The following is a 21,369-nucleotide window of genomic DNA, read 5'->3' on the forward strand; positions in this document are numbered from 1 at the left end:
GGGCCTCTCGCGGCCGGCCGCAAGAGGCCCCGGATCAAGTCCGGGGCGCGCCCGGCCCCAGGCCCCCACAAGAAGCCGCAAACGGTCCCACCATGTCCAAGATCCTGATCACCTGCGCCGTCACCGGCTCGATCCACACGCCCTCGATGTCGCCGCACCTGCCGGTCACGCCCGAGCAGATCGTCGAGCAGTCGGTGGCCGCGGCCGAGGCCGGCGCCTCGATCCTCCACCTGCACGCGCGGGACCCGCAGACGGGCCGCCCCTCCGCCGATCCCGCCCATTTCCGCGCGTTCCTGCCGCTCATCCGCCAGCAGACGGACGCGGTGCTGAACCTCACCACCGGCGGCAGCGCGACCATGACCCTGGACCAGCGGCTGGCCGCCCCGAAGGACGCCTCGCCGGAGATGTGCAGCCTCAACATGGGCTCGATGAACTTCGCCCTCTACCCGGCGGCCGAGCGCATCGAGACCTGGCTCCACGATTGGGAACAGCCCTTCCTCGAGAACAGCGACGACCTGATCTTCAAGAACACCCCGCGCGACATCGCCCGCGTCCTTCGCGAGATGGGGGAGGAGCGCGGCGCCCGGTTCGAGTTCGAGTGCTACGACGTCGGCCACCTCCACATGCTGCGCCATTTCATGGATCGGGGCGTGGTCCGGGCGCCGCTCTTCGTCCAGTTCGTCTTCGGCGTGCTGGGCGGCGCCGGCGCGGACCCCGAGAACCTCCTCCACATGAAGCGCATGGCGGACAAGCTGTTCGGCGCGGACTACACGTTCTCGGTGCTGGCGGCGGGGCGTCACCAGATGCCCTTCGCCACCATGGCCGCGGCGATGGGCGGGCACGTGCGGGTGGGCCTCGAGGACAGTCTCATGATATCGCGCGGCCAGCTCGCGACCTCCAACGCCGAGCAGGTCGCCAGGATCCGCCGCATCGTCGAGGAGCTGGGCCGCGAGGTCGCCACCCCCGCCGAGGCCCGCGCCCTGCTGGGCCTGAAGGGCGCCGAGGAGACCGCGATATGACCGCCATCCGCCTGGCCGAGCCCCAGGACGTCCCCCGCCTGGCCGTGGCCCTGAAGAGCCTGGCCGAGACCATGGGCGACCCCTTCGCCGCGACCGAGGCCGACCTCTCCCGCGCCCTGCACGGCCCCGCCCCGATCTGCCGCGCGCAGGTGGCCGGGGTGGGCAAGGGCGCCTTCCTCGGCGCGGTGTTCTACTCGCCGATCTTTTCGACCATCCGCGGCGCCGCGGGGATCTTCGTGTCGGACCTCTGGGCCTCGGAACAGGCGCGCGGGCAGGGACTCGGGCCCCGTCTGCTGGCGGCGGCGCTGCGCGACGCGGCCGCGTGCTGGGGCGCGTCCTACCTCAAGCTGCACGTCTACGACGACAATCCCAACGCGCGGCGCTTCTACGACCGGCTCGGCTTCGAGCAGTCCACCGGCGAGGCCGAGATGGTGCTGGAGCGGGACGCCTGCGCGGCCCTGGTCGCCGCGCAGGCCTGAAGGCAGCGCTGGGGGCCGGCCGCGAGAGGCCCCGGGTCAAGCCCGGGGCGCCTCATGGGGCGGGCGGGGGGCGGCTTTCCGAACGGTGCGCCTGCACCCTGCGGCGAAAGGCCCCCGGGTCGAGCCTGGGGCGCCGGGCGGCGGGCGCTCAGGCGCGGGGCAGGTCGGGTTCGCGCCGGTCGTTGCGCGGCGCCTCGCCGAAGGCCGAGCGATAGGCCCGCGCGAAGGAGGCGCCCGAGGCGAAGCCGGTCGCCGTCGCCACCTCCAGCACGCGCAGGTCGGTCTGGCGCAGCAGCTCGCGCGCCCGCTCGAGGCGCAGGCGCAGGTGGGCGGCGGCGGGGGATTCCCCCAGCCGGTCGCGGAACAGCCGCTCCAGCTGGCGGACGGAGAGATTGGCGGCCTGGGCGATCTCGGCGGGCGAGAGAGCCCGGTCCAGCTCGCGCTGCATCAGCTCCAGCGCCGCGGTCAGGCGGCGGTCGGGGCGGCCGCGCATCGCAGGGAACCGGCCCTTCTGGCGCACCGAGCGGGCCCGCATCCCGTCCTGGATGAACTGGCGCGCGACCGCCACCGCCAGGTCCTGGCCGTGGCGGGCGGCGATCATGTCCAGCATCATGTCCATCGCCGCCGTGCCGCCCGCGCAGGTGATCCGGCGGCCGTCGAGCTCATAGAGGTCCTCGCTGACCTCGATGTCCGGAAAGGTCTCGCGGAAGGCCGGCGCGGCCTCCCAGTGCAGGGTCACGCGGGCGTCGTCCAGCAGGCCGGCGCGGGCCAGCAGCCAGGCGCCGGTGTCGAGCGCGCCCATCGAAGCGCCCCGCCGCGCCATCCGGCGCAGCCCCGCCAGCAGCGGCGGGGCGGCATGGGCGTCCGGCTCGAACCCCGCCACGACGAAGAGCATCGGCAGGTCCTTCGCCGCCTCCAGCGGCCCCTCGGCCATCACCGTGAGGCCGGAGGAGGAGACCACCGCCTCCCCGTCCGGCGACACCACGCTCCACGCATAGAGCGGCGCGCCGGCGAGGCGGTTGGCGACGCGCAGCGGCTCGGTCGCCGACATGAAGGCCATCATCGAGAACTGGGGGATCAGCAGGAAGCCGATCCGCTCGGTCTCGCCCGGCGGTCGGTCGCCCGGGCCGGGCCCGCCGGCCGGCGCATAGGGCGCGCTGTGGCGCGTGCCGGCGCCGGGCACGGGCCGGGCCGCCCCAGGCGCCGGCCCGTCGGCGGGCGCATACGCCGCCGACGGGGGCAGGGGGCCGGGGCCCCGGGTCAGGCGACCCACCACCGCTCGATGCACTTCCAGCCGTCGAGCGCATTGGCGGTCGACACCTGCTCGCCCGTCGCGATCCGGCTGTTCCGGGCGTCGACGTAGTTGGCGTAGAGCGGGATGATCGTGCCGCCGTCCGTCGCCACGATGCGCTGCATCTCGCCATACATCTCGGCGCGCTTGTCCTGGTCGAGCTCGGCGCGCGCCTCCAGCAGCAGGCTGTCGAAGCGCTCGTTCTTCCAGTGCGCGTCGTTCCACTGGCTGTCCGAGGCGTAGACCTGCGAGAACATCCAGTCCTCGGTCGGACGCCCGGCCCAGTAGCAGGCGCAGAACGGCTTCTTGAGCCACACGTTCGACCAGTAGCCGTCGTCCGGCTCGCGGATCACGTTGAGGTCGATGCCCGCGGCCGAGCCGCTCTCCTGGAACAGGGTCGCCGCGTCCACCGCGCCGGCGAAGGCCGCGTCGGCGGCCGAGAGGTCCACCGCCAGCCGGTCATGCCCGGCCTTCTTCAGCAGGGCCCTGGCCTGCTCGGGGTCGTAGGTCGGGACCGCCAGCTCCGGGTCGAAGAAGCGGTTCGCCGGGGTGATCGGGCTGTCGCGCCCGACCGAGCCGTGGCCCTGCAGGATCGTCTGCAGCATCGCCTCGCGGTCGAGACCCAGCTTCAGCGCCTGGCGCACGTTGACGTCGTCGAACGGGGCCTGATCGCACCACATCGGGAAGGTGTAGTGCTGGGTGCCCGGGGTTTCCATCACCTCGATCTCGGGGGCGCGGGCGAGCAGCGACATCGACTTGATGTCCACCGAGGAGATCGCGTCCACCTCGCCCGTCACCAGCGCGTTCATGCGGGCGGCGGGGTCGCGGATCGAGATCAGCTCGACCCGGTCGAAATGGGCGCGGCCGTCCTTCCAGTAGTCGGCGTTGCGCTCCAGCACCATGCGCACGCCGGGATTGTGGCTGACGAAGGTGTAGCCGCCGGTGCCGTTGGGGGTCTCCCAGTCGATGGCGCCCTCGACGGCCTTGCCGATCACCAGGTGGTAGTCGGTCAGGATGAAGGGGAAGTCGGCGTTGCCTTGGTTGAGCTCGAACACGACCGTCTTCGCGTCCGGCACGCGGATGTCGGCGATGGGCGCCACGATGCCCTTGGCCGAGGAGGTCGAATTCTCGCCCCGGTGATGGTTGATCGAGGCGGCGACGTCGGCGGCCTCCAGCGTCTGGCCGCCGTGGAACGTGATCCCGTCGCGCAGGCGGAAGGTCCAGGTCCTGGCGTCGGCCGATGGCTCGAAGCTCTCGGCCAGTTCGCCGATGACCTCGCCCGAGGGATGCACCTCGGTGAGGTTGTTGTAGACCGCGCCCCACAGGCCGATGTTGATGATCCCCGACGTGCCCCAGGTCGCCGGATCGTGGCTGTCCGAGGTGTTGCCCGAGGCGACCAGGCGGAACTCGCCGCCCTTCTTGGGCTCCTGCGCGCGGGCGCGGGGGGCTGCGGCCATCGCGAAGACGGCGGCGCCGCCGGCGAGGACGGCGCGGCGGCTGGGCTGGAAGCCCTGCCGGGGAAGGATCAGTCGGGACATGGTCTCACCTCTCTGTTCTGTCTCATGGGGCGGGCGCGCAGGGCGCGCCGCGCCGGGCTCATGGGGCGGGGCGCGCGGCGCGCCCTGCCGGCGTTCAGGTCTCGGCGGGGGCGGGGGCGGGGGCGAAGCGGCCCTCGGCCATGCGGGTGATGGCCTCGCAGATCGCGGCGAAGCTGGCGGCGGTGCGCTTGGACATGTGGCGGGCGCGCAGGTAGCCGTGGACCAGCTCCGGCTCGTCGCGCCATTCGGCGGGGACGCCGGCCTCGGCCAGGCGGCGGGCCCACTCGGCGCCGTCGTCGCGGATCGGGTCGATATGGGCGGTGACCACAAAGGCCGGGGGCAGGCCCGACAGGTCCGCGGCGCGCAGCGGACCCATGTCGGGATCGTTGCGCTGGGCCTCGGTCAGGGTCCCGCCGGTGCGGATGCCGGCATAGGTCTCGCCCTCCTTGGCCTTCAGCAGCGGCGCGTCGGCCATCTCGATGTAGGAGCCCTTGCTGCGGTCGCCCCCCAGCCCGGGGTAGATCAGCACCTGGCCCGCCGGGACCGGGCCGCCGGAGGCGCGGCGGCGCAGGACCAGCGCGCCCACCAGGTTGCCCCCGGCGCTGTCGCCCGCGACGATCACCTTGCGGCCGGAGGCGGCCACATGCTCGAACGCCGCCTCGAAGTCGTCGCCCTGGGCGGGGTGCTGGTGCTCGGGCGCCAGGCGGTAGTCGACGGCGACCACCTCCAGCCCGGTGAGCTCGGCGATGCCGGCGCAGGCGTCGTCGTGGCTCTCGAGGCCCCCCAGCACGAAGCCGCCGCCGTGGGCGTAGAGGACCATGGGGCCCTCGCGGTCCACGCCTTCAGGGAGGTAGCGCCGGCACTTGATCGCGCGCGACGGGTTGACAGCTGTGAACTCGAAATCCTCTGCAACCACGCCCTCGGGGCGGGGGGCGCGGAAGGCCTCGGCCATGGCGTCGTAGAGGCGGCGGTTCTCCTCGAGCGACATGGCGTAGGCGTCGGCGGGATACCACGACAGGGTCTGCTCGATGAATTCGACCACTTCGGGGTCGGTCGGCATCGGGTGCGAGTGGGCCATTCGAAAAACTCCTCAGGCGGCGCGGGAGGCCAGCAGGCGGTCGAGCCAGGCCGGGTCCATCTCGGGCGCCGATTCCATCAGGGTGCGGACGTAAGGATCCGTCGGGCGATCCAGGACGTCGTCCTTTTGCCCTGCGGCGACGACATGCCCGTCCTTCATCACCACCACGTCGTCGGCGAGCGCCCGCACCGTCGCGATGTCATGGGTGATGAACATCATCGTCAGCCCCCGCTCCCGCTGCAGGCGGTCGAGCAGGCGCAGGATCTCCTCGGCCACCACCTGGTCGAGGGCCGAGGTGACCTCGTCGCAGATCAGGAACTCGGGTTCCGCGGCCAGCGCCCGGGCGATGGCGATGCGCTGCTTCTGGCCGCCCGAGAGCTCTCCGGGATAGCGGTCGAGGTGGATGGCGGGGTCCATGTCGATCTCGCGCATCAGCTGATGCAGGCGCTCCTCGCGGGCGCGGCCGCGCAGGCCCATCAGGCGGGTCAGCGCGCGGCCCAGCGCGTCGCGGACCTTGATCTTGGGGTTCAGCGCGGTGTCGGCCATCTGGAAGATCATCTGCACCCGCCGCAGATCCTCGCGCGAGCGCTGGCGGTAGGAGGGGGGCAGCGCCTCGCCATGCATCCGGCACTCGCCCTCGCGCGCGGGCAGCAGGCCGGAGATCACCCGGGCGAGGGTGGATTTTCCGCTGCCGCTCTCCCCGATCACCGCCAGCGTGCGGCCGGGCTGGATCGAGAGGTCCACGCCGTGCAGCACCGGCGCGTCGCCATAGGTGGCGACGATGCCGCGCGCCTCGACATGGGGGGCGGCGCTGGACGGCGGCTTGGTCTGCGCGCGGAACTCGCGGACCGACCACAGGGATTTCGTGTAGTCGGCCTGGGGGTTGGACATAAGGGCGGCGGTCTCGCCCTCCTCGACGACCTTCCCGTGGCGCATGACCATGATGCGGTCGGCCATCTGGGCCACGACGGCGAGGTCGTGGGTGATGTAGATGGCGGCGGTGTCCAGTTCGGCCACCGCGTCGCGGATCGCGGCCAGGACCTCGACCTGGGTGGTGACGTCGAGCGCCGTCGTCGGCTCGTCGAAGACGATCAGGTCGGGGCGGGTGATCATCGCCATCGCGGTCATCGCCCGCTGCAGCTGGCCGCCGGAGACCTGGTGGGGATAGCGGCGCCCGATCGTCTCGGGGTCCGGCAGGCGCAGGCGGGTGTAGAGGGCGATGGCCTCGCGCTCGGCCTCGGCGCGGGTCATCAGGCCGTGGCGGAGCGGGGCCTCGATGGTCTGCTCCAGCAGGGTGCGGGCGGGGTTGAAGCTGGCCGCGGCCGACTGGGCCACGTAGGCGACCCGGGCGCCGCGCAGGCGCCGCCGCCGGCGCTCGGGCATCTTCACCAGGTCCTGGCCGTCGAAGACGACCGAGCCCCTGGCCAGCCGGCAGCCATCCCTCGCGAACCCCATGGCGGCGAGGCCCAGCGTCGACTTGCCGGCGCCGGATTCGCCGATCAGGCCCAGCACCTCGCCTCGGTTCAGGGTCAGGCTCGCGTCCTCCACCAGGGTCGAGGTCTTTCCCCCCGACCGCGCGGTGATGGTCAGGCCGCGGATCTCGAGAAGCGTCTCGCTCATCGTCTCAATCCTTCAGCCCGGAGGAGCGGTGCAGCACCCAGTCCACCACCAGGTTCACCGAGACGGTGACCAGCGCGATGGCCGCGGCCGGCAGCAGGGGGGTGACGTCGCCGTAGGTGATCAGGGTGGCGTTGTCGCGCACCATCGACCCCCAGTCGGCCGTCGGCGGCTGGATCCCCAGCCCCAGGAACGACAGCGACGAGACGAACAGGAACACGAAGCAGAAGCGCAGCCCGAACTCGGCCACCAGCGGCGCGGAGGCGTTGGGCAGCACCTCGCGCCACAGGATCGAGGGCAGGGACTCGCCCCGCAGCCGGGCGGCGTCGAGGTATTCCATGACGGTGATGTTCATCGCGACCGCGCGGGACAGGCGGAACACGCGCGTCGCCTCGATGGCGGCGATGATGCCGATCAGCATCGCGGTCGAGGCGCCGAAGATCGAGATCAGCAGCAAGGCCAGGATCAGCGAGGGCATGGCCATGATCACGTCCACGATCCAGGCCAGCAGCCGGTCCGCCCATCCGCCCACGGTGCCGGCCAGCAGGCCGGTCGCGGCGCCCACGACGAAGGCGATCATCGTGGTCAGCAGCGCCATGCCGATGGTGTTGCGCGCGCCCCAGATCAGGCGGCTGAGCATGTCGCGGCCGAGGTTGTCGGTGCCCAGCCAGTGGCTCTCGGACCAGACCTCGAACGGGCCGGCGACGACCTCGCGCTCGCCATAAGGCGCGGCGAAGGGGGCGAAGAGGGCGAGCAGCGCCACGACGGTCAGCACCAGCAGGCCGAACCAGGCCGTCGGCGGCGCGCTGCGGAGCACGGCGAGCCGGGTCATCGGGCGGTCCTCAGGCGGGGGTTGGTCAGGATCGCCAGGATGTCGGCGAGGAGGTTCAGCGAGACATAGGCGGCCGCGAAGATCAGGCAGGCCGCCTGCACCACCGGCACGTCGCGCGCGGCGACCGAGTCCACCAGAAGCTGGCCCAGCCCGGGGTAGACGAACACCGTCTCGACCACCACGACGCCCACGATCAGGAAGGCGAGGTTGACGGCCACCACGTTGATGATCGGCGCCAGCGCGTTGGGCAGGGCGTGCCGGACCACCACGCGCGACGGCGTCAGCCCCTTCAGCTTCGCCATCTCGACGTAAGGAGACGCCAGCACGTTCACGATGGACGCCCGCGTCATCCGCAGCATGTGCGCCGAGGTCGCCAGCGTCAGCGCCAGCGCGGGCAGGGTGGCGCGGTAGAGCCATTCTCCGAGGCCCGCATCCGGCGTCACCGCGGCCAGCGAGGGCAGCAGGCCCCAGGTCACCGCGAACAGGAAGATCATCACGTAGGCCACGAAGAAGTCGGGCATCGAGATCGCCGTCAGCGCCCCGATGGAGATGCCGCGATCCGCTAGGCGCCCTCGGTAAAGCGCCGCCAGGATCCCCAGCGCGATCGACAGCGGCACCGAGATCAGCGCCGCATAGGCCGCCAGCGACAGGGTGTTCACCAGCCGCCCCCCGATCAGGTCCGCCACCGGGCGGCCCGAGGCCAGGGATTTTCCGAAGTCCCCGGTCAGCATCCCGCCGATCCAGTCGAGATACCGGCTCCACGCCGGCTGATCGAGGCCGAGCTGCGTGCGCAGGGCGGCCACCGTCTCGGGCGTGCGGTTCTGGCCCAGGATCGCCTCGGCCACGTCGCCGGGCAGCAGGCCCATCGCCCCGAAGATCAGCCCCGAGATCAGCAGCAGCGTCAGCGCGCCCAGCCCGATCCGAACCGCGATCATGCGCGCCAGGCCGCCGCTCATGACCGGGGCTCCGGGGCGGGGGCCTGGAGGGGCGGACGCGGGAGGATGGCGGCGGGCATGGGCGGGGTCTCTCCTTGGTCGGCGTCGAGGGTCGCTCCGGGTGCGGATGCGCCGGCGCGGGAGCGGAGCGAAGCCGCCGCCCCCCGCCGATGCGCGCCTCCTCCGCCGGGGCGAAGCGCGCGACCCCGCGGAAGCGGTCGGTCGCGGTGGCGCTCTCGGCATCATAGGAGTCGGTTTCGGGGCATCGATACGACGCGCGACGCCAAGTTTGCAAATCGCGACGAGATGCGGGCCGCGGTCGTCATCGCGTCGTGCAATGCAAAGTTTTCGTCGCGGGACGCGAGGCAAGCGTCGCCGAGGGCCGCGAGGGTGTCGCGGAAGGCGCAGATGCGCCGATCCCCGATTCCCCTTCAGGAGGCGCGATGTCCATGAACCGCGACGTCTTCATCACCTGCGCCGTCACCGGCGGCGGCGACACCGCGGGCAAGAGCCCCCACGTCCCGGTGACGCCCGAGCAGATCGCGACCGCCTCGATCGAGGCCGCCCGCGCCGGCGCCGCCGTGGCCCACATCCACGTCCGCGACCCCGAGACCGGCCAGGCCGCCCGCCGGCTGGAGCTCTATGAGGAGGTGGTCGCGCGCATCCGCGCCTCGGACGTGGACGTGATCATCAACCTCACCGCCGGCATGGGCGGCGACGTGGTCTTCGGGTCGGGCGAGACCCCGCTGCCCCTCGACCCCGCCGGCACCGACATGGTCGGCCCGACCGAGCGGCTGGAGCATGTGGCGAAGCTGCGCCCCGAAATCTGCACGCTCGATTGCGGCACGATGAATTTCGCGCTGGGCGACTACGTGATGACCAACACGCCCTCGGTGCTGCGCGCGATGGCGCGGCAGGTGCAGGCGCTGGGCGTGCGGCCGGAGCTGGAGGTCTTCGACGCCGGCCACCTGGTCTTCGTCAAGGAGCTGCAGCGCGAGGGGCTGCTGGACGACCCCCTCCTCATCCAGCTGTGCATGGGCATCCCCTACGGCGCGCCCGCCGATCCGCTGACGCTGATGTCGCTGGTCCACAACCTGCCGGCGGGGGCGCAGTTCTCGGCCTTCTCCATCGGGCGCGACCAGCTGCCCTATGCGGCGATGGCCGCGCTCGCGGGCGGCAACGTCCGGGTGGGGCTGGAGGACAACCTCTGGCTCGAGAAAGGCGTGAAGGCGACCAACGCGCAGCTCGTGGAGCGGGCGCGGGGCGTCGTCGAGGGCATGGGCGCCCGCGTCATGGGCCCCGCCGAGGTGCGCGAGAAGCTGAAGCTGGTGAAACATGACTGATCGCAAGACCGCAGCGCTCGTCGGCGGCGGCGTCATCGGCGCCGGCTGGGCCGCGCGCTTCCTGCTGGATGGCTGGAACGTGCGCCTGTTCGATCCCGACCCCGAGATCGCCCGCAAGACCGAAGAGGTCCTCAAGAACGCCCGCGCCGCGCAAGGCCAGCTGATGAAGGACGTCCCCCTCCCGGCGGAGGGCGAGATCACCTATTCCGCGACCCTCGCCGAGGCCGTCGCCGGCGCCGACTTCATCCAGGAAAGCCTGCCGGAGCGCGAGGACCTCAAGATCCGGGTCCTGGCCGAGATCGACGCGGCCGCGCCGGCCCGGACGGTGATCGGCTCCTCGACCTCCGGCCTGCTGCCCTCGCGCCTGCAGCTGGGCATGGCCCGGCCCGAGCGGCTGGTGGTGGGCCACCCGTTCAACCCGGTCTACCTGCTGCCGCTGGTGGAGATCTGCGGGGGGGAGAAGACCTCCGAAGCGGCCTGCGAGACGGCCGCCGAGATCTACCGCTCGATCGGCATGAAGCCGCTCAGGGTGCGCAAGGAGATCGACGGCTTCATCGCCGACCGCCTGCTGGAGGCCCTGTGGCGCGAGGCGCTGTGGCTGGTCAACGACGGGGTGGCCACGGTCGAGGAGATCGACGACGCGGTGCGCTACGGCGCCGGCCTGCGCTGGTCGTTCATGGGCACGTTCCTGACCTACCGCCTGGCGGGCGGCGAGGACGGCATGCGCCACTTCCTCGCCCAGTTCGGCCCGGCCCTGAAGCTGCCCTGGACGAAGCTGGAGGCGCCGGAGCTGACCGACGAGCTGATCGACCGGGTGGCCGAGCAGTCCGACGCCCAGGCCGGCGGAACCTCGCTGCGCGAGTTCGAGGCGCTGCGCGACGCCTGCCTGGTGTCGGTGATGTCCGGCCTCGCCGACCAGCGCTATGCGGCGGGCGAGGTGGTCGAGGCCCGGCGCAGGGCGCTGAAGGCCCGCGGCGAGGGCTGAGGGCGCGCCTCGCCCCGCAGCGGCGCGCCCGGCCGCCAGGGCGGGAGAGGCCCCGGGTCAGGCCCGGGGCGCCCGCGGGACGGGCGTCGCGCTTCGGCGCCGCGCCGCCGTTTGCGGACATGAGAAGGCCCCGTCTCCGGTGGGAGACGGGGCCTGTCTTTTTCGGGCCGCCCGGACGGAGGGCCGGGCGGGGGCTCAGAAGCGGATGGCGACGCCGATCCGGCCGGCATGGCCGGTGTAGCCGTCGGCGAAGGCGCCCTCGTAGCTGACGCCCACGTCGATGCGCTCGCCGGCCTGCAGCGAGGCGCCGAGGCCGATGCGGCCCACCGCCTGCGACTGCGCCACGCCGTTGACGAAGCCCGGCGCGCCGGTCGTGTCCCCGGCGAAGCGGGCGGTGGCGTCGTAGCTGTCGAGCGTCGACAGGCTGACCCCCACCCGGCCCCAGGCGCGCAGCCCGAGATCCTCGCCCAGGTCGCGGCGCAGGCCGGCCTCGATCGAGGGGGTCAGGACCAGGGCGGCGGCGTCGCTGTCCTCGACCCGCAGCGCGCTTCGGCCCGCCCCGTTCTCGGTATAGCCCTCGGCCGCGACGTGGATCAGGTCCAGGTCCAGCGAGGGGCGCAGCCAGCCGCCGTCGAGCTCCTGCGTCCAGGCCGCCCGCAGCCGGGCGCCGAGGCTCAGGGCGTCATGCTCGGCGTCCGCCGCGCCGCGGGCCAGCAGGCCCTGGGCGCGGGTGGTGTCGAACGCCGACCAGCCCGCCGTCGCCGCCGCCGACAGGGCCAGCGGCCCCATCTCGCGGGTGACGCCGGCGCCCACGAAGCCCGTGGTCCCGTCGACCGAGGAGCCGCCGCCCTGCTGGGCGAGGTTCAGCGTCTCCCACCCCACGGTCCCCGAGACCAGCCAGCCCGGCGCGACCTCGATCTGGCCCGCGAAGCCCAGCGTCCAGGTCTGGCCGTCGTAGCCGGCCGCGCCGTTCCCGTCCTGCGAGAGATCGCGGCCCGAGCCCAGCATCGTCAGGCAGGCGTCGCCCAGCGCGACGGTGCGCCCGCCGGTCCCGCCGCAGTCGAGCAGCGCGTCGAAGCGGTCGCGGGCGAGCTCGAAGGTCGCGGCCTCGCCGGCCATCGAGGCGCCCAGGGTCATGCCCGACAGGGCCGGGATCAGCGCGCCGCCGGCCGCCGCCGCCTCCAGCCGCCCGAAGAAGCGGGCGTAGGAGTCGTCGCCGGTCATGAACAGCCGCTCGAGGTAACGGGCGGCCGCGGCCTCCTGGCCGGTCACGCCGGGGGCCTCGTCGATCTCGATGCCGGTGGCGCGGACGCCCAGGGTCCCGTTCCCGACGACCTGCTCGAAGCGGAACAGGGCGCCGGCGACCCGGTCGAAGGCACCGGAGATGTCGCCCTGCACCTCGATCACCTGGTGCTCGGCCCCCAGCGCCAGGGCGCGGGCGGCCACCTGCAGCTCGCCGTCCAGGCGGGCGTCGCCGGCCACCCGGATCACGTCGCCCTTGCCGGTCATCGGGTTGGCGTCGACCGCCAGCGTCCCGCGGTCCCCCTGCACCAGGTGACCGGCGATCGAGAGCGGCGCGAACCGCCCCGCATCGCCCGCCACCAGCAGGCCGCGGTTGACCACGTCGGCCTGGTAGACCCGGGCCCCCGTCGCCACGCCGCCGCGGCGGTTGATCAGCCGCGCCGCCGGCCGGCTGAGCCGCCCGGTCGCCACCGGGGCCGTGCGCGCCGCGATCTCGGCCGACGCGCCGCCGCCCTGGTTCAGGTAGACCTCGCCGTCGCGGTAAATCGCCTCGACCGAGCCCGAGAGCAGGCCGGCGTTGTCGATGGTCAGCCGCGACTGCCCGTCGTTGGTGGCGCCGACGTAGCGCACCGCCTGCCCCTCGAGCGAGCCCAGCGTGCCGGTGTCGGAGATGGTCAGGAGGTTGGAGGCGTTGCCGCCGTGGACCAGCAGGCCCAGGCCGAACTCGCCGGTGCCGCCCATCACGTCGCCCTCGATGCTGACCTCGATGTCCTGGGCGGAGAGGTCGTCGCCCAGGGCCTGCGCGAAGACCGCGACGCTGTTGCGCCCCGAGGCGACGACCGAGCCGGTCTGCCCGACGTCGATGATGATCGGGCCGGCGACGTTGGCGGCGTTGGTCACGCCGGTCTTGCCGGCGAAGGCGCCGTCCTTGCCGCCCGCCAGCCCGCCGCCGCCGGCGATGGACTGGGCGATCAGCCCGTAGGCGCCGTCGCCCAGCGTGACCACGTCCACGCCGACCGCGAGGGCCACCAGCTCCGAGGCGCCCACGCCCTGCGTGCCGCCCCAGGTCTTCTCGAGCCCCTGCGCATCCGCGGCGTCGTAGTCGATCAGCGTCAGCCCGTCGGCCAGCGAGACGTCGCCCGCGATGCCGCCGCCGCCGCCGATGGACTGCACCACCAGCCCGTGCGCGCCCTCGCCGAAGGTGACGTGGCAGGGACGGCCCGGGCAGGGGTTGGTCGGGTTGGGGTAGAGGTAGAGGATCGCCTGGTCGGCGTCCGTCTGGCCGGTGAAGCCGTCGGCCCCGCCGAGACGGATCGAGGCCACGTCCTCGGCCTCGCCCGCCACGGCGATGCCGCCGCCGCCGCCGATGGACTGCACCACCAGCCCCAGCGCCCGGTCGCCGGTGGTGGCGAACTCGGAGGCGTAGACCATGTGCGCCCGCGCCCCGTCCGCGTCGCCGCCGCGGCCGCCGAGGGCGAGATGCGCCTCGCCGCCGTCGCGCAGCGCCGCCGCGCGGGCCACGCCGCCGCCGCCGCCGATCGACTGCAGCACCACCGCGTGGGCGTCGTCGCCCCGCGTCATCACGTGGCTGAGCGTGGTGCCGGTGTAGGGGAAGTAGCTGCCCGCATCCATGCGCATCGAGGCGATGTCCGCGCCCTTGCCGCCCCCGGTCGAGCTTGCGCCCAGGGTCATCTCCACCAGCGCCGAGCGGCCGGCGAAGGAGGCGAGCCCGCCGCCGCCGCCGATCGCCTGCTGCAGGACGCCGTAGGCGCCGTCGCCGGCGGTGTCGATGCCGCCGCGGTCGAGGCCCTTGCCCGACAGGCGCAGGCGCACCTGGTTGGGGCGGCCGCCGCCCGCGGTCTGGCCCAGCGTCAGCGCCAGGTTCGGCGCCGCGCCGGCGTCGTCGGCGATGTCCGCGACGCCGCCGCCGCCGCCGATCGACTGCACCAGCAGCCCGTCGGCGTAGTCGCCCTGGGTGATCGCCCGGGCGCCGAAGCGCGCCGTGATCGTGCCGCCCTTGCCCGAGGTCCCGCCGTCGGCGCCCAGCTGCACCGGCACGTGGTCGGTGATCCAGTTCGCGCCGATCGAGGGCGCGGCCAGCACGCCGCCGCCGCCCGAGATCGCCTGCACCGTCGCCGCCCGCGAACCCGTGCCGCGGGTCTGCAGCAGCGTCGCCCCGCCGTCCGCCCCGCCGTCGGCGACGCCGATGCGCGCGTCGATCTCGCCGGCGACCGAGGTCCCCCCGCCCGAGGTCCCCAGCGTCGCCTTCGTCAGCCAGGACGAGGGCGCCAGCGCCAGCCCGCCGCCGCCGCCCACCGCCTGCACCAGAAGCGCGTGGGAGGCGTCGCCCGAGGTCGCGAAGGAGGCGTCCTCGATGTCGACGTCGACCAGCCCCGTGCCGCCGCCGCCGGGACCGTCGGTGGTGTTGGAGCCGCCGAGCCGCGCCTCGACCACGCCCTCCGCCGCCGATCGGGCGAGCGGCTGCGAGGTTCCGGTCGCGCCGACGCCGCCGCCGCCAACGACGTTCTGGGCCAGCACCGCGGTCGCGCCCTGGCCGAGGGTGCGCACGCCGGCGCCGCCGATGGCCGAGAGGTGCAGCTCGCCGCTGCCGAAGCTGCCGCCGTAGTCGCCGCCGACCGTCAGGCCGACCCGCTCCCAGCCGTCCGAGGTGGTTCCCGAGACCAGCCGCACGGTGTGCGCGCCGGTCGCCGCGACGCCGCCGCCGCCCTGGATCTGCTGGAGCAGAACGCCGTTCGCGCCCCAGCCCTCGGTCCGGTAGGTCGCGGCGTCGAGCTTGGCGGTCAGCCGCCCGGCCGCCGCGGCCTCGTTCAGGCCGTAGTCGCGCTGCCGCTGCGGGTCCCCGCCGGAGTCGACGCCGTCGGCGCCCACCCGGATCGAGGCGGCCGCCTGCGAATCCGAGGTCGGGTCCTGGTAGAGCCCGGCGATGCCGCCGCCGGCGCTGATCGACTGCACGATGACCGCCTCGGCATGGTCGCCGAAGGTGTGCGCCCAGCCGCCCAGGTCGGCGTTCAGCGACTGGTTCTGCGGGCCGCCGGCCGGATTGGTCTGGCCCAGCGAGATGCCCATCCGGTAGTTCGCGGAATCGGCCGCCACGGTGATCGGCTCGGCGTCGTGGCGCTTGTTGTTCTCGTCGAAAGTGGACGAGGCGCCGCCCGCGGCGCCCATGATCCCGCCGCCGCCGCCGATCACCTGCAGCACCAGCGCGTCGGCGTCGGCGCCCAGCGTCTGGACGTCGCCGTCGAAGGTCAGGGTCGAGGCCCCCGGGATCGGCCCGCGGAAGGCGCTCGAGCCGACCACCGACAGCATCCGGGTGACCTGCGTCGCCTCGCCGGCGCTGGGGCGCTGGAGCTCCTCGAAGCCGGTGGCGACGCCGCCGCCGCTCTGGACCGACTGCGCCACGATCCCGCGCGAGCCGACGCCCAGCGTGGTGATGTAGGCGGTCTCGCTCACGGCGACGGAGACATGCTCGGCCCCCGCGCAGGCCTTCTGGTCGGAGCAGTCGACGGTCGTGCCCATCACCACCTCGCCCGAGGAGAGGGTGGTGGTGCGCGCCCGGTCGATCTCGGCCGGGGTCAGCGAGACGACGCCGCCGCCGCCCGCCACCGACTGCACGATGGCCGCGTAGGCGCCCGCGCCCCGGGTGGTGATGTCGTCGTCGAGCTGGAGCGTGGCGACGCCGGACTTGGCCGTGCCCCAGCTCAGGTCGTCGGCGCCCAGCCGCAGCTCGAAGATCTCGTCGAGCAGGGAGGCGGGCGGGCTGTCGGGGTCGTAGCGGCGCAGGGCCGTGCCGTAGGCCATGGTCGCCGTGGTCAGGCCGCCGCCGCCGGCGACCGACTGCACGATCGCCCCGTGGGAGGCGACGCCGGTGGTGTTGATCGCGGTGCCCGCCCCGAGCCGGGCGGTGGCGTAGCCGGAATCGCCGATCGAGCCCTGGGCGCCGTGGCGCAGCAGGCGCGCGCCCTCGATCCCCGCGGCGCCGCCGCCGCCGCCCACCGACTGCACCAGCAGCGCGGGCGCGCGGTCGCCGGAGGTGAGGATGGTGAACGCCCCCGCCGCCAGCGCGTCGCCGCCGTTCCCGCCCTTGCCGCCGTCGCCGCCGGCGATGAAGTCGAGATGCGCGCCCCGGAACAGGGCGTTGAGGTTGTCGATGAACAGCTGCCGGTCGTCGGGGTCGATGTGCTCGAGCTCGACCTCGGCCGCGGTCAGGGGCGCGGTCCCGACCCCGCCCATGCCGCCGCCGCCGCCGATCGACTGCACCGCCAGGCCGAAGGCCGCCGTGCCGGTGGTCTGGATCAGGCCGCCCTCGCCGTTGGCCTCGGCCCGCCCGGCCTTGGCGCCGTCGCCGCCGCCGCCCGAGGCGCCGAGCCCCAGGCGCAGCACCGCGGCGGGCAGCGGCGCCTCGCCGTCGCCGAACAGCTCGTCGAGGTCCTGCTTGACGAAGCCCGGGACCTCGCCGCTCTCCGACCCGTCGTCGAGGTTCAGCTTGGCGATCAGCCGCGAGCCGGAGCCGCCCATGCCGCCGCCGCCGCCGATGGACTGCAGCACCACGCCGTGGGCGCCGAAGCCCTCGGTGCCGACCTGCGCGTCCGCGCCCAGGCGGAAGCCGACCGAACCGCCCTGGCCGCCTTTGCCGCCGTCGCCGCCCAGCCGCAGCGAGAAGTCGAGGATGCCGAGCGTGTCCTCGGGCACCGCCGCGCCGCCGGCGCCGCCGCCGCCGCCGATGGATTGCAGCACCACGCCGTCGGCGTAGTCGCCATGGGTGACGATGGCGCCGTCCAGCGTCGGCATCCGGAACGCGGCGGTCTCGGTCGAGGCGACGGCGTAGTCGCCGCCGTCGCCGCCCGAGCCGCCCTTGCCGCCGACCAGGATCGTCGCCGACCAGGGCCGCGCGATCTGCTCCTTGAGCTCCTGCAGGTCCAGGGCGAAGTCCAGCAGCGGCCGGTCGTCGTCCTCGTCCTCGCCGTCGTCCCCGCCGTAGCCGCCGCCCACGCCGCCGCCGCCGCCGATGGTCTGGGCGAGCACGCCGTCGGCGTCGGCGCCGAAGGTCTCGATCCCGCCCGAGAGGTCCAGCGCCTCGATGTCGCCGCCCTTGCCGCCGGCGCCGCCGGTCATGCCGATGCCGATGTTGATCCAGGGGGCCTTGATGCCGGCGAGCTTCTGCGCGACCGCGTCGGCCAGCTCGCCCGGCATGCCCACGAAGCTCGCCGACGAGGCGCCGCCGCCGGCGCCGACGCTGTGCAGCACCACCCCGCGCGAGTTCTCGCCATGGGTGCGCAGCACCGTGTCCCCGCCCAGCGAGACCGAGAGCGCGCCGCCCGCGCGCGCCGCGTTGGCGGCCGAGGCGCCGATGCCGATGTTGGTCATCATGCCGTCGCCTTCGTGGAACTGCTTGGCGCCGGCGCCGCCGACGCCGGCGTTGCCGCCGCCGTTGGCCACGCTCTGCGCCAGGATCGCGTACGACGAGGGGCCGAAGGTCTCGATCATGCTGGCGCCGTCGAGCGCCACGGTCACCGTGCCGCCGACGCCCGAGCCCGCGCCCGCGCCGCCCAGCGCCACGGAGACGGAGGTGTCGATGTCGGTGGGGCCCGTCTCCTCCCCGCCCGGCGGGGTCGGGTCCGGGTCGTCGCCGGGTTCGAGCTTCTCGACCAGCGACTTGGCGTATTCCACCAGCAGCGCCGCGACCGACATCGAGGTGGCGTCGCCGCCGTCCCCGCCCGAGCCGCCGACGGAATGCGCCAGGATGCCGTGGGCGCCGTCGCCGCGGGTGGTCACCACGCTGTCGGTCAGCGAGATCGCGATCTCGCCCCCGTCGCCGCCGGGGCCGCCCATGCCGCCCACCGCCGCCGCGCCGGCGACCGCGAGGTTGGCGTCCATCTCCTCGACCGGCAGCTCCATGGCGTAGGCGAGCGCGTTGCCCGACCCGCCCATGCCGCCGCCCGAGCCGATCGACTGGACGACGATGCCGTGGTTGTTGGCCACGAAGCCCTCGCCGTCCTCGAGATCCTGGAGCGTGTCGCCCCCGGTGGAGACGGTGGTGTTGGTCAGGTCCAGCGTCACCGTCCCGCCGGGGCCGCCGTTGCCGCCCACGCCGCCGAGGCTGACCGAGGTCGCCACGCCGAAGCTGACGTTGCGGCTGGTCGCGGCGCCGCCGGCCCCGCCGCCGCCGCCGATGGAATGGACGACGATGCCGCGGGCGTGGCTGCCCTCTGTCACGATGTCCATGTCCTCGAGCGTGGCCTCCACCTGGCCGCCGTGGCCGCCGCCGCCGGCGCCGCCGGCGATGGAGATCGCCGACAGCGACCCGAGCCCGAAGCTGAGCGACTGCGCGTCGCCCCCCGTGCCGCCGCCGCCGCCGATGGACTGCAGCAGCAGCGCGTGGGCGTTCGCGCCGGACGTGGCGATCAAGTGCCGGCCGCCCTTGCCGTCGGGCTCGCCGAGGAAGTGCACCAGGCCGCCGGCGCCGCCGTTGGCGCCCGCGCCGCCGATGGCGACCGTGGGCAGGCGGGCGTCGATGTTGAACACGTCGCCGCCGTTGCCGCCGCCGCCGCCGATGCTCTGCGCCAGCACGCCGAAGGAGAAGTCGCCCTCGGTGATCGTCGAGGAGGCGCTGTCGTAGGTCAGCGTCACCTCGCCGCCGTCGCCGCCGGGGCCGCCCTGGCCGCCGACGGTGATCACGCTCAGCGCGCCGCCGTCGCCCATCACGTCGCCGCCGCCGCCGCCGATGGACTGCGCCACGACGCCGGCCGAGACGTCGCCCCTGGTGTGGATGCGGCTGCCGTAGTTGAAGAACTGCACCAGGCCGCCGACGCCGCCCTCGCCGCCGCCGCCGCCGGCCACCGCGATGAAGTCGCCGTCCGAGGTCAGCGCCCCGCCGCCGCCGGAGATCGACTGCATCAGCATGCCGTGCGATCCGCGCCCGTCGGTGGAGATCGCCGCGCCGCCGACCACGTCGACCGCGCCCGCCACGCCGCCCTTGCCGCCTTTGGTCTCGCCGATGTCGATGAAGGTGTATTCCGCCAGCCCCGGCCCGCCGCCGCCGGCCAGCGACTGCAGCACCACGCCCACGGCGCGGTCGCCCTCGGTCGTGATCGTCGGCGCCGGCCCGTCGCTGACGTTGGGCAGGTGCAGGGTCACCCCGGCGGTCGAGCCGCCCTCGCCCGCGTCGTCGTCGTTGAAGTCGGCCAGCCCGCCGGGAGAGCGCACGCCGCCCCCGTCGCCGCCCTTGGCGTGCAGGATCAGGCCGACCGCGTTCTCGCCCGAGGTCGAGATGCGCGCGCCCGTCTTCAGGGTCGCGCTGAGCGCCCCGACCGAGCCGCCGTCCCCGCCCTGCGAGTCGGTGGAGTTGCCCAGGCCCCCCGCGCCGCCCTGCGCGAAGAGGCCCACGCCGATCACGTTGTCGCCCGCCACGTCGACCGAGGCGTTCTTGCGCAGCGAGATCGACGAAGACGCGAGCCCGGTGCTGTTGAAATTGGCGCTCGCGTCGCCGCCCTTGCCGCCGTTCTGATCCGAGGTCCCGTCGTGGGAGGCGCCGGCGGCCGAGCCGTAGCTCGCCGCCAGGATGCCCGCCGACTGGTGGGCGAAGTCGGGCACGTCGACGCTGGTGCAGGCGGGGTCGTCGGTCTCGAGACAGGCGCGCTGGACGGTGGTCCCCTCGGGCGCGTCGAAGTCGCCCGCGCGCAGGCGGATCGCGCCGGCATGGGTTATGGTGATCGCCTTCGCGTCGCCGCCATGGCCGCCGGGCTCGCCGATGGACTTGGAATCGAGCCCCGCATAGCCCGAGCCGCTGACCGCGTGGATGCCCCAGGCGCCGCCGGAGCGCTCGACCAGCGCCTCGACGGTGATCCGCGCCAGGTTCTTGATGCTGATCGAGCCGCCGTTCCCCCCCGAGGAGGTCGGCTGCGCCCCGTAGCCCCCCAGGCTTTCCAGGTAGAGGCCGGCCGCGGTCACGCTCAGCGCCTCGTCGCCCATGCCGCAGCCGTCCACCGTGCTGCCGCAGACGTCGATGCGCCGGTAGTTGGACAGGCCCACGTTCTTGGCGTCGCCGCCCGAGCCGGACTTCGGCTCGCCGTCGGTGGTGTCGCGCAGGCCGCCCGAGCCGCCGGTGGAGCTGAGCAGGATCCCCACCGCGCCGGCCCGCTCGGCGCCGCCGCCGTTCCCGGCGCCCACCAGGATCCGGCCCTCGTTGAGCAGGGTGGCCACGCCCCCCGCGCCGCCATGGCCGCCGTTTCCGCCGCCGATGTCCTGGGCGCGCGCGTCGCGGCCCTCGCCCCCGACCGAGGGGGCGTAGATGCCGTAGATGATGTTGCTGCGGTCCCACAGCCCGACCGCGGAATCGTCCCCGCCATGGGCCGAGAACACCAGGTCGGTCACCGTCACGTTCCCGTAGTTCTCGACCCGCAGGTCGCCGCCGGCGCCGCTGTCGCCCGCGTCGCCCTTGTCGTCCGCGCCGCGTCCGCCCTGCAGCCGCAGCGCGATGCCCGCGTACTGGTCGGAGGCCGCCGGCCCGTCGAGCGTCGCATGGTTGTAGACGGTGTAGCCGGTGCCGTCGGGCGCGTCCTGCTGGCCGCCGCCGGCGGCGTCGGGGTCGGAATAGAGGATCCGGACGCCCGAGACGTCCGCGCCCGCCTCGACGGTGCAGCTCTTGCCGGTCCCCACCACCGGCGTGGCGCAGGCGGCCAGGGTCTGGGCGGAGGCCGCGCCCGCGGCGAGCGCGAGGGCGCCGGTGCAGCAGGAGCCGAGCAGGGCTGCGCGCAGCCGCGACCGCGCGCCGGGGGCGCGGTTTTCGAACAGGATGACGGACACGTCGTTTCCCCCAAGGATCAGCCTGCCGGACGACCCTTCGCCCGGCGCCCGACGCCCGCGTCCCCCCGGACCCTGCGTAGCGTCAGTCAGCTTTTGTTCACCATCAATATTCGATTCTGCAAGGGGGCGCAGTGGGATGGCGTCTCACTAAGGAAGACTTCCTATCCGGTGAGCCGAAAAGACCACG

11 protein-coding genes are annotated in these 21,369 nt (G+C 73.9%); 4 read left to right on the forward strand and 7 right to left on the reverse strand.

The window, feature by feature from the left end:
* The first annotated feature begins 92 nt into the window (after positions 1–92).
* Positions 93–1,019, forward strand: a complete 927-nt coding sequence (gene kce, locus BM064_RS00610) for a 3,5-dioxohexanoate:acetyl-CoA acetone transferase (protein WP_092856768.1) — start codon at positions 93–95, stop codon at positions 1,017–1,019.
* On the forward strand, positions 1,016–1,498 hold the full coding sequence (locus BM064_RS00615) for a GNAT family N-acetyltransferase (protein WP_092856771.1): 483 nt from the start codon (positions 1,016–1,018) through the stop codon (positions 1,496–1,498). Before kce ends, BM064_RS00615 begins: the two co-directional genes overlap by 4 nt.
* Before the next feature lie 148 nt (positions 1,499–1,646).
* Here the strand turns inward: BM064_RS00615 and BM064_RS00620 are convergent, their stop codons facing one another.
* The 6 genes from BM064_RS00620 to BM064_RS00645 all read right to left on the reverse strand — a co-directional run bounded on the left by BM064_RS00620 (position 1,647) and on the right by BM064_RS00645 (position 8,810).
* Positions 1,647–2,681 carry a GlxA family transcriptional regulator gene (locus tag BM064_RS00620; protein ID WP_218160905.1) on the reverse strand — a complete coding sequence of 345 codons (1,035 nt, stop codon included), beginning with the start codon at positions 2,679–2,681 and terminating at the stop codon, positions 1,647–1,649.
* A gap of 77 nt (positions 2,682–2,758) precedes the next feature.
* Entirely contained in the window at positions 2,759–4,327 is a 1,569-nt protein-coding gene (locus BM064_RS00625) for an ABC transporter substrate-binding protein (protein ID WP_092856774.1), read from the reverse strand.
* A gap of 94 nt (positions 4,328–4,421) precedes the next feature.
* Positions 4,422–5,405 carry an alpha/beta hydrolase gene (locus BM064_RS00630; RefSeq protein WP_245779010.1) on the reverse strand — a complete coding sequence of 328 codons (984 nt, stop codon included), beginning with the start codon at positions 5,403–5,405 and terminating at the stop codon, positions 4,422–4,424.
* Between the two features lie 12 nt (positions 5,406–5,417).
* Positions 5,418–7,025, reverse strand: coding sequence for an ABC transporter ATP-binding protein (locus BM064_RS00635; RefSeq protein ID WP_092856777.1), 1,608 nt, complete (start codon positions 7,023–7,025; stop codon positions 5,418–5,420).
* A 4-nt stretch (positions 7,026–7,029) separates the two neighbouring features.
* The gene (locus BM064_RS00640) at positions 7,030–7,854 is read right to left on the reverse strand and encodes an ABC transporter permease (protein ID WP_092856780.1); all 825 of its coding nucleotides are present in this window, start codon (positions 7,852–7,854) and stop codon (positions 7,030–7,032) included.
* Positions 7,851–8,810 carry an ABC transporter permease gene (locus BM064_RS00645; RefSeq protein WP_092856783.1) on the reverse strand — a complete coding sequence of 320 codons (960 nt, stop codon included), beginning with the start codon at positions 8,808–8,810 and terminating at the stop codon, positions 7,851–7,853. The genes BM064_RS00640 and BM064_RS00645 overlap by 4 nt, the downstream gene beginning before the upstream one ends.
* Before the next feature lie 428 nt (positions 8,811–9,238).
* Between BM064_RS00645 and BM064_RS00650 the strand changes: the two genes are divergently transcribed.
* A complete protein-coding gene (locus BM064_RS00650; protein WP_092857626.1) occupies positions 9,239–10,132 on the forward strand; it encodes a beta-keto acid cleavage family enzyme in 894 nt (297 codons plus the stop codon).
* The gene (locus BM064_RS00655; protein WP_092856786.1) at positions 10,125–11,117 is read left to right on the forward strand and encodes a 3-hydroxyacyl-CoA dehydrogenase NAD-binding domain-containing protein; all 993 of its coding nucleotides are present in this window, start codon (positions 10,125–10,127) and stop codon (positions 11,115–11,117) included. Before BM064_RS00650 ends, BM064_RS00655 begins: the two co-directional genes overlap by 8 nt.
* A gap of 195 nt (positions 11,118–11,312) precedes the next feature.
* Here the strand turns inward: BM064_RS00655 and BM064_RS00660 are convergent, their stop codons facing one another.
* Positions 11,313–21,182 (reverse strand): autotransporter outer membrane beta-barrel domain-containing protein, encoded by a 9,870-nt coding sequence (locus BM064_RS00660; RefSeq protein ID WP_092856789.1) that lies wholly within the window; start codon positions 21,180–21,182, stop codon positions 11,313–11,315.
* Between the last annotated feature and the right edge of the window lie 187 nt (positions 21,183–21,369).

The sequence above is a fragment of the Albimonas pacifica genome (genome assembly GCF_900113695.1).
Classification (GTDB): Bacteria; Pseudomonadota; Alphaproteobacteria; order Rhodobacterales; family Rhodobacteraceae; genus Albimonas; species Albimonas pacifica.

What these genes read in the sequence shown, in the direction of transcription:
- kce (WP_092856768.1), top strand. Translation starts at nt 93, where the DNA reads ATGTCCAAGATCCTGATCACCTGCGCCGTCACCGGCTCGATCCACACG.
- BM064_RS00615 (WP_092856771.1), top strand. Translation starts at nt 1,016, where the DNA reads ATGACCGCCATCCGCCTGGCCGAGCCCCAGGACGTCCCCCGCCTGGCC.
- BM064_RS00625 (WP_092856774.1), bottom strand. Translation starts at nt 4,327, where the DNA reads ATGTCCCGACTGATCCTTCCCCGGCAGGGCTTCCAGCCCAGCCGCCGC.
- BM064_RS00630 (WP_245779010.1), bottom strand. Translation starts at nt 5,405, where the DNA reads ATGGCCCACTCGCACCCGATGCCGACCGACCCCGAAGTGGTCGAATTC.
- BM064_RS00635 (WP_092856777.1), bottom strand. Translation starts at nt 7,025, where the DNA reads ATGAGCGAGACGCTTCTCGAGATCCGCGGCCTGACCATCACCGCGCGG.
- BM064_RS00640 (WP_092856780.1), bottom strand. Translation starts at nt 7,854, where the DNA reads ATGACCCGGCTCGCCGTGCTCCGCAGCGCGCCGCCGACGGCCTGGTTC.
- BM064_RS00645 (WP_092856783.1), bottom strand. Translation starts at nt 8,810, where the DNA reads ATGAGCGGCGGCCTGGCGCGCATGATCGCGGTTCGGATCGGGCTGGGC.
- BM064_RS00650 (WP_092857626.1), top strand. Translation starts at nt 9,239, where the DNA reads ATGAACCGCGACGTCTTCATCACCTGCGCCGTCACCGGCGGCGGCGAC.
- BM064_RS00655 (WP_092856786.1), top strand. Translation starts at nt 10,125, where the DNA reads ATGACTGATCGCAAGACCGCAGCGCTCGTCGGCGGCGGCGTCATCGGC.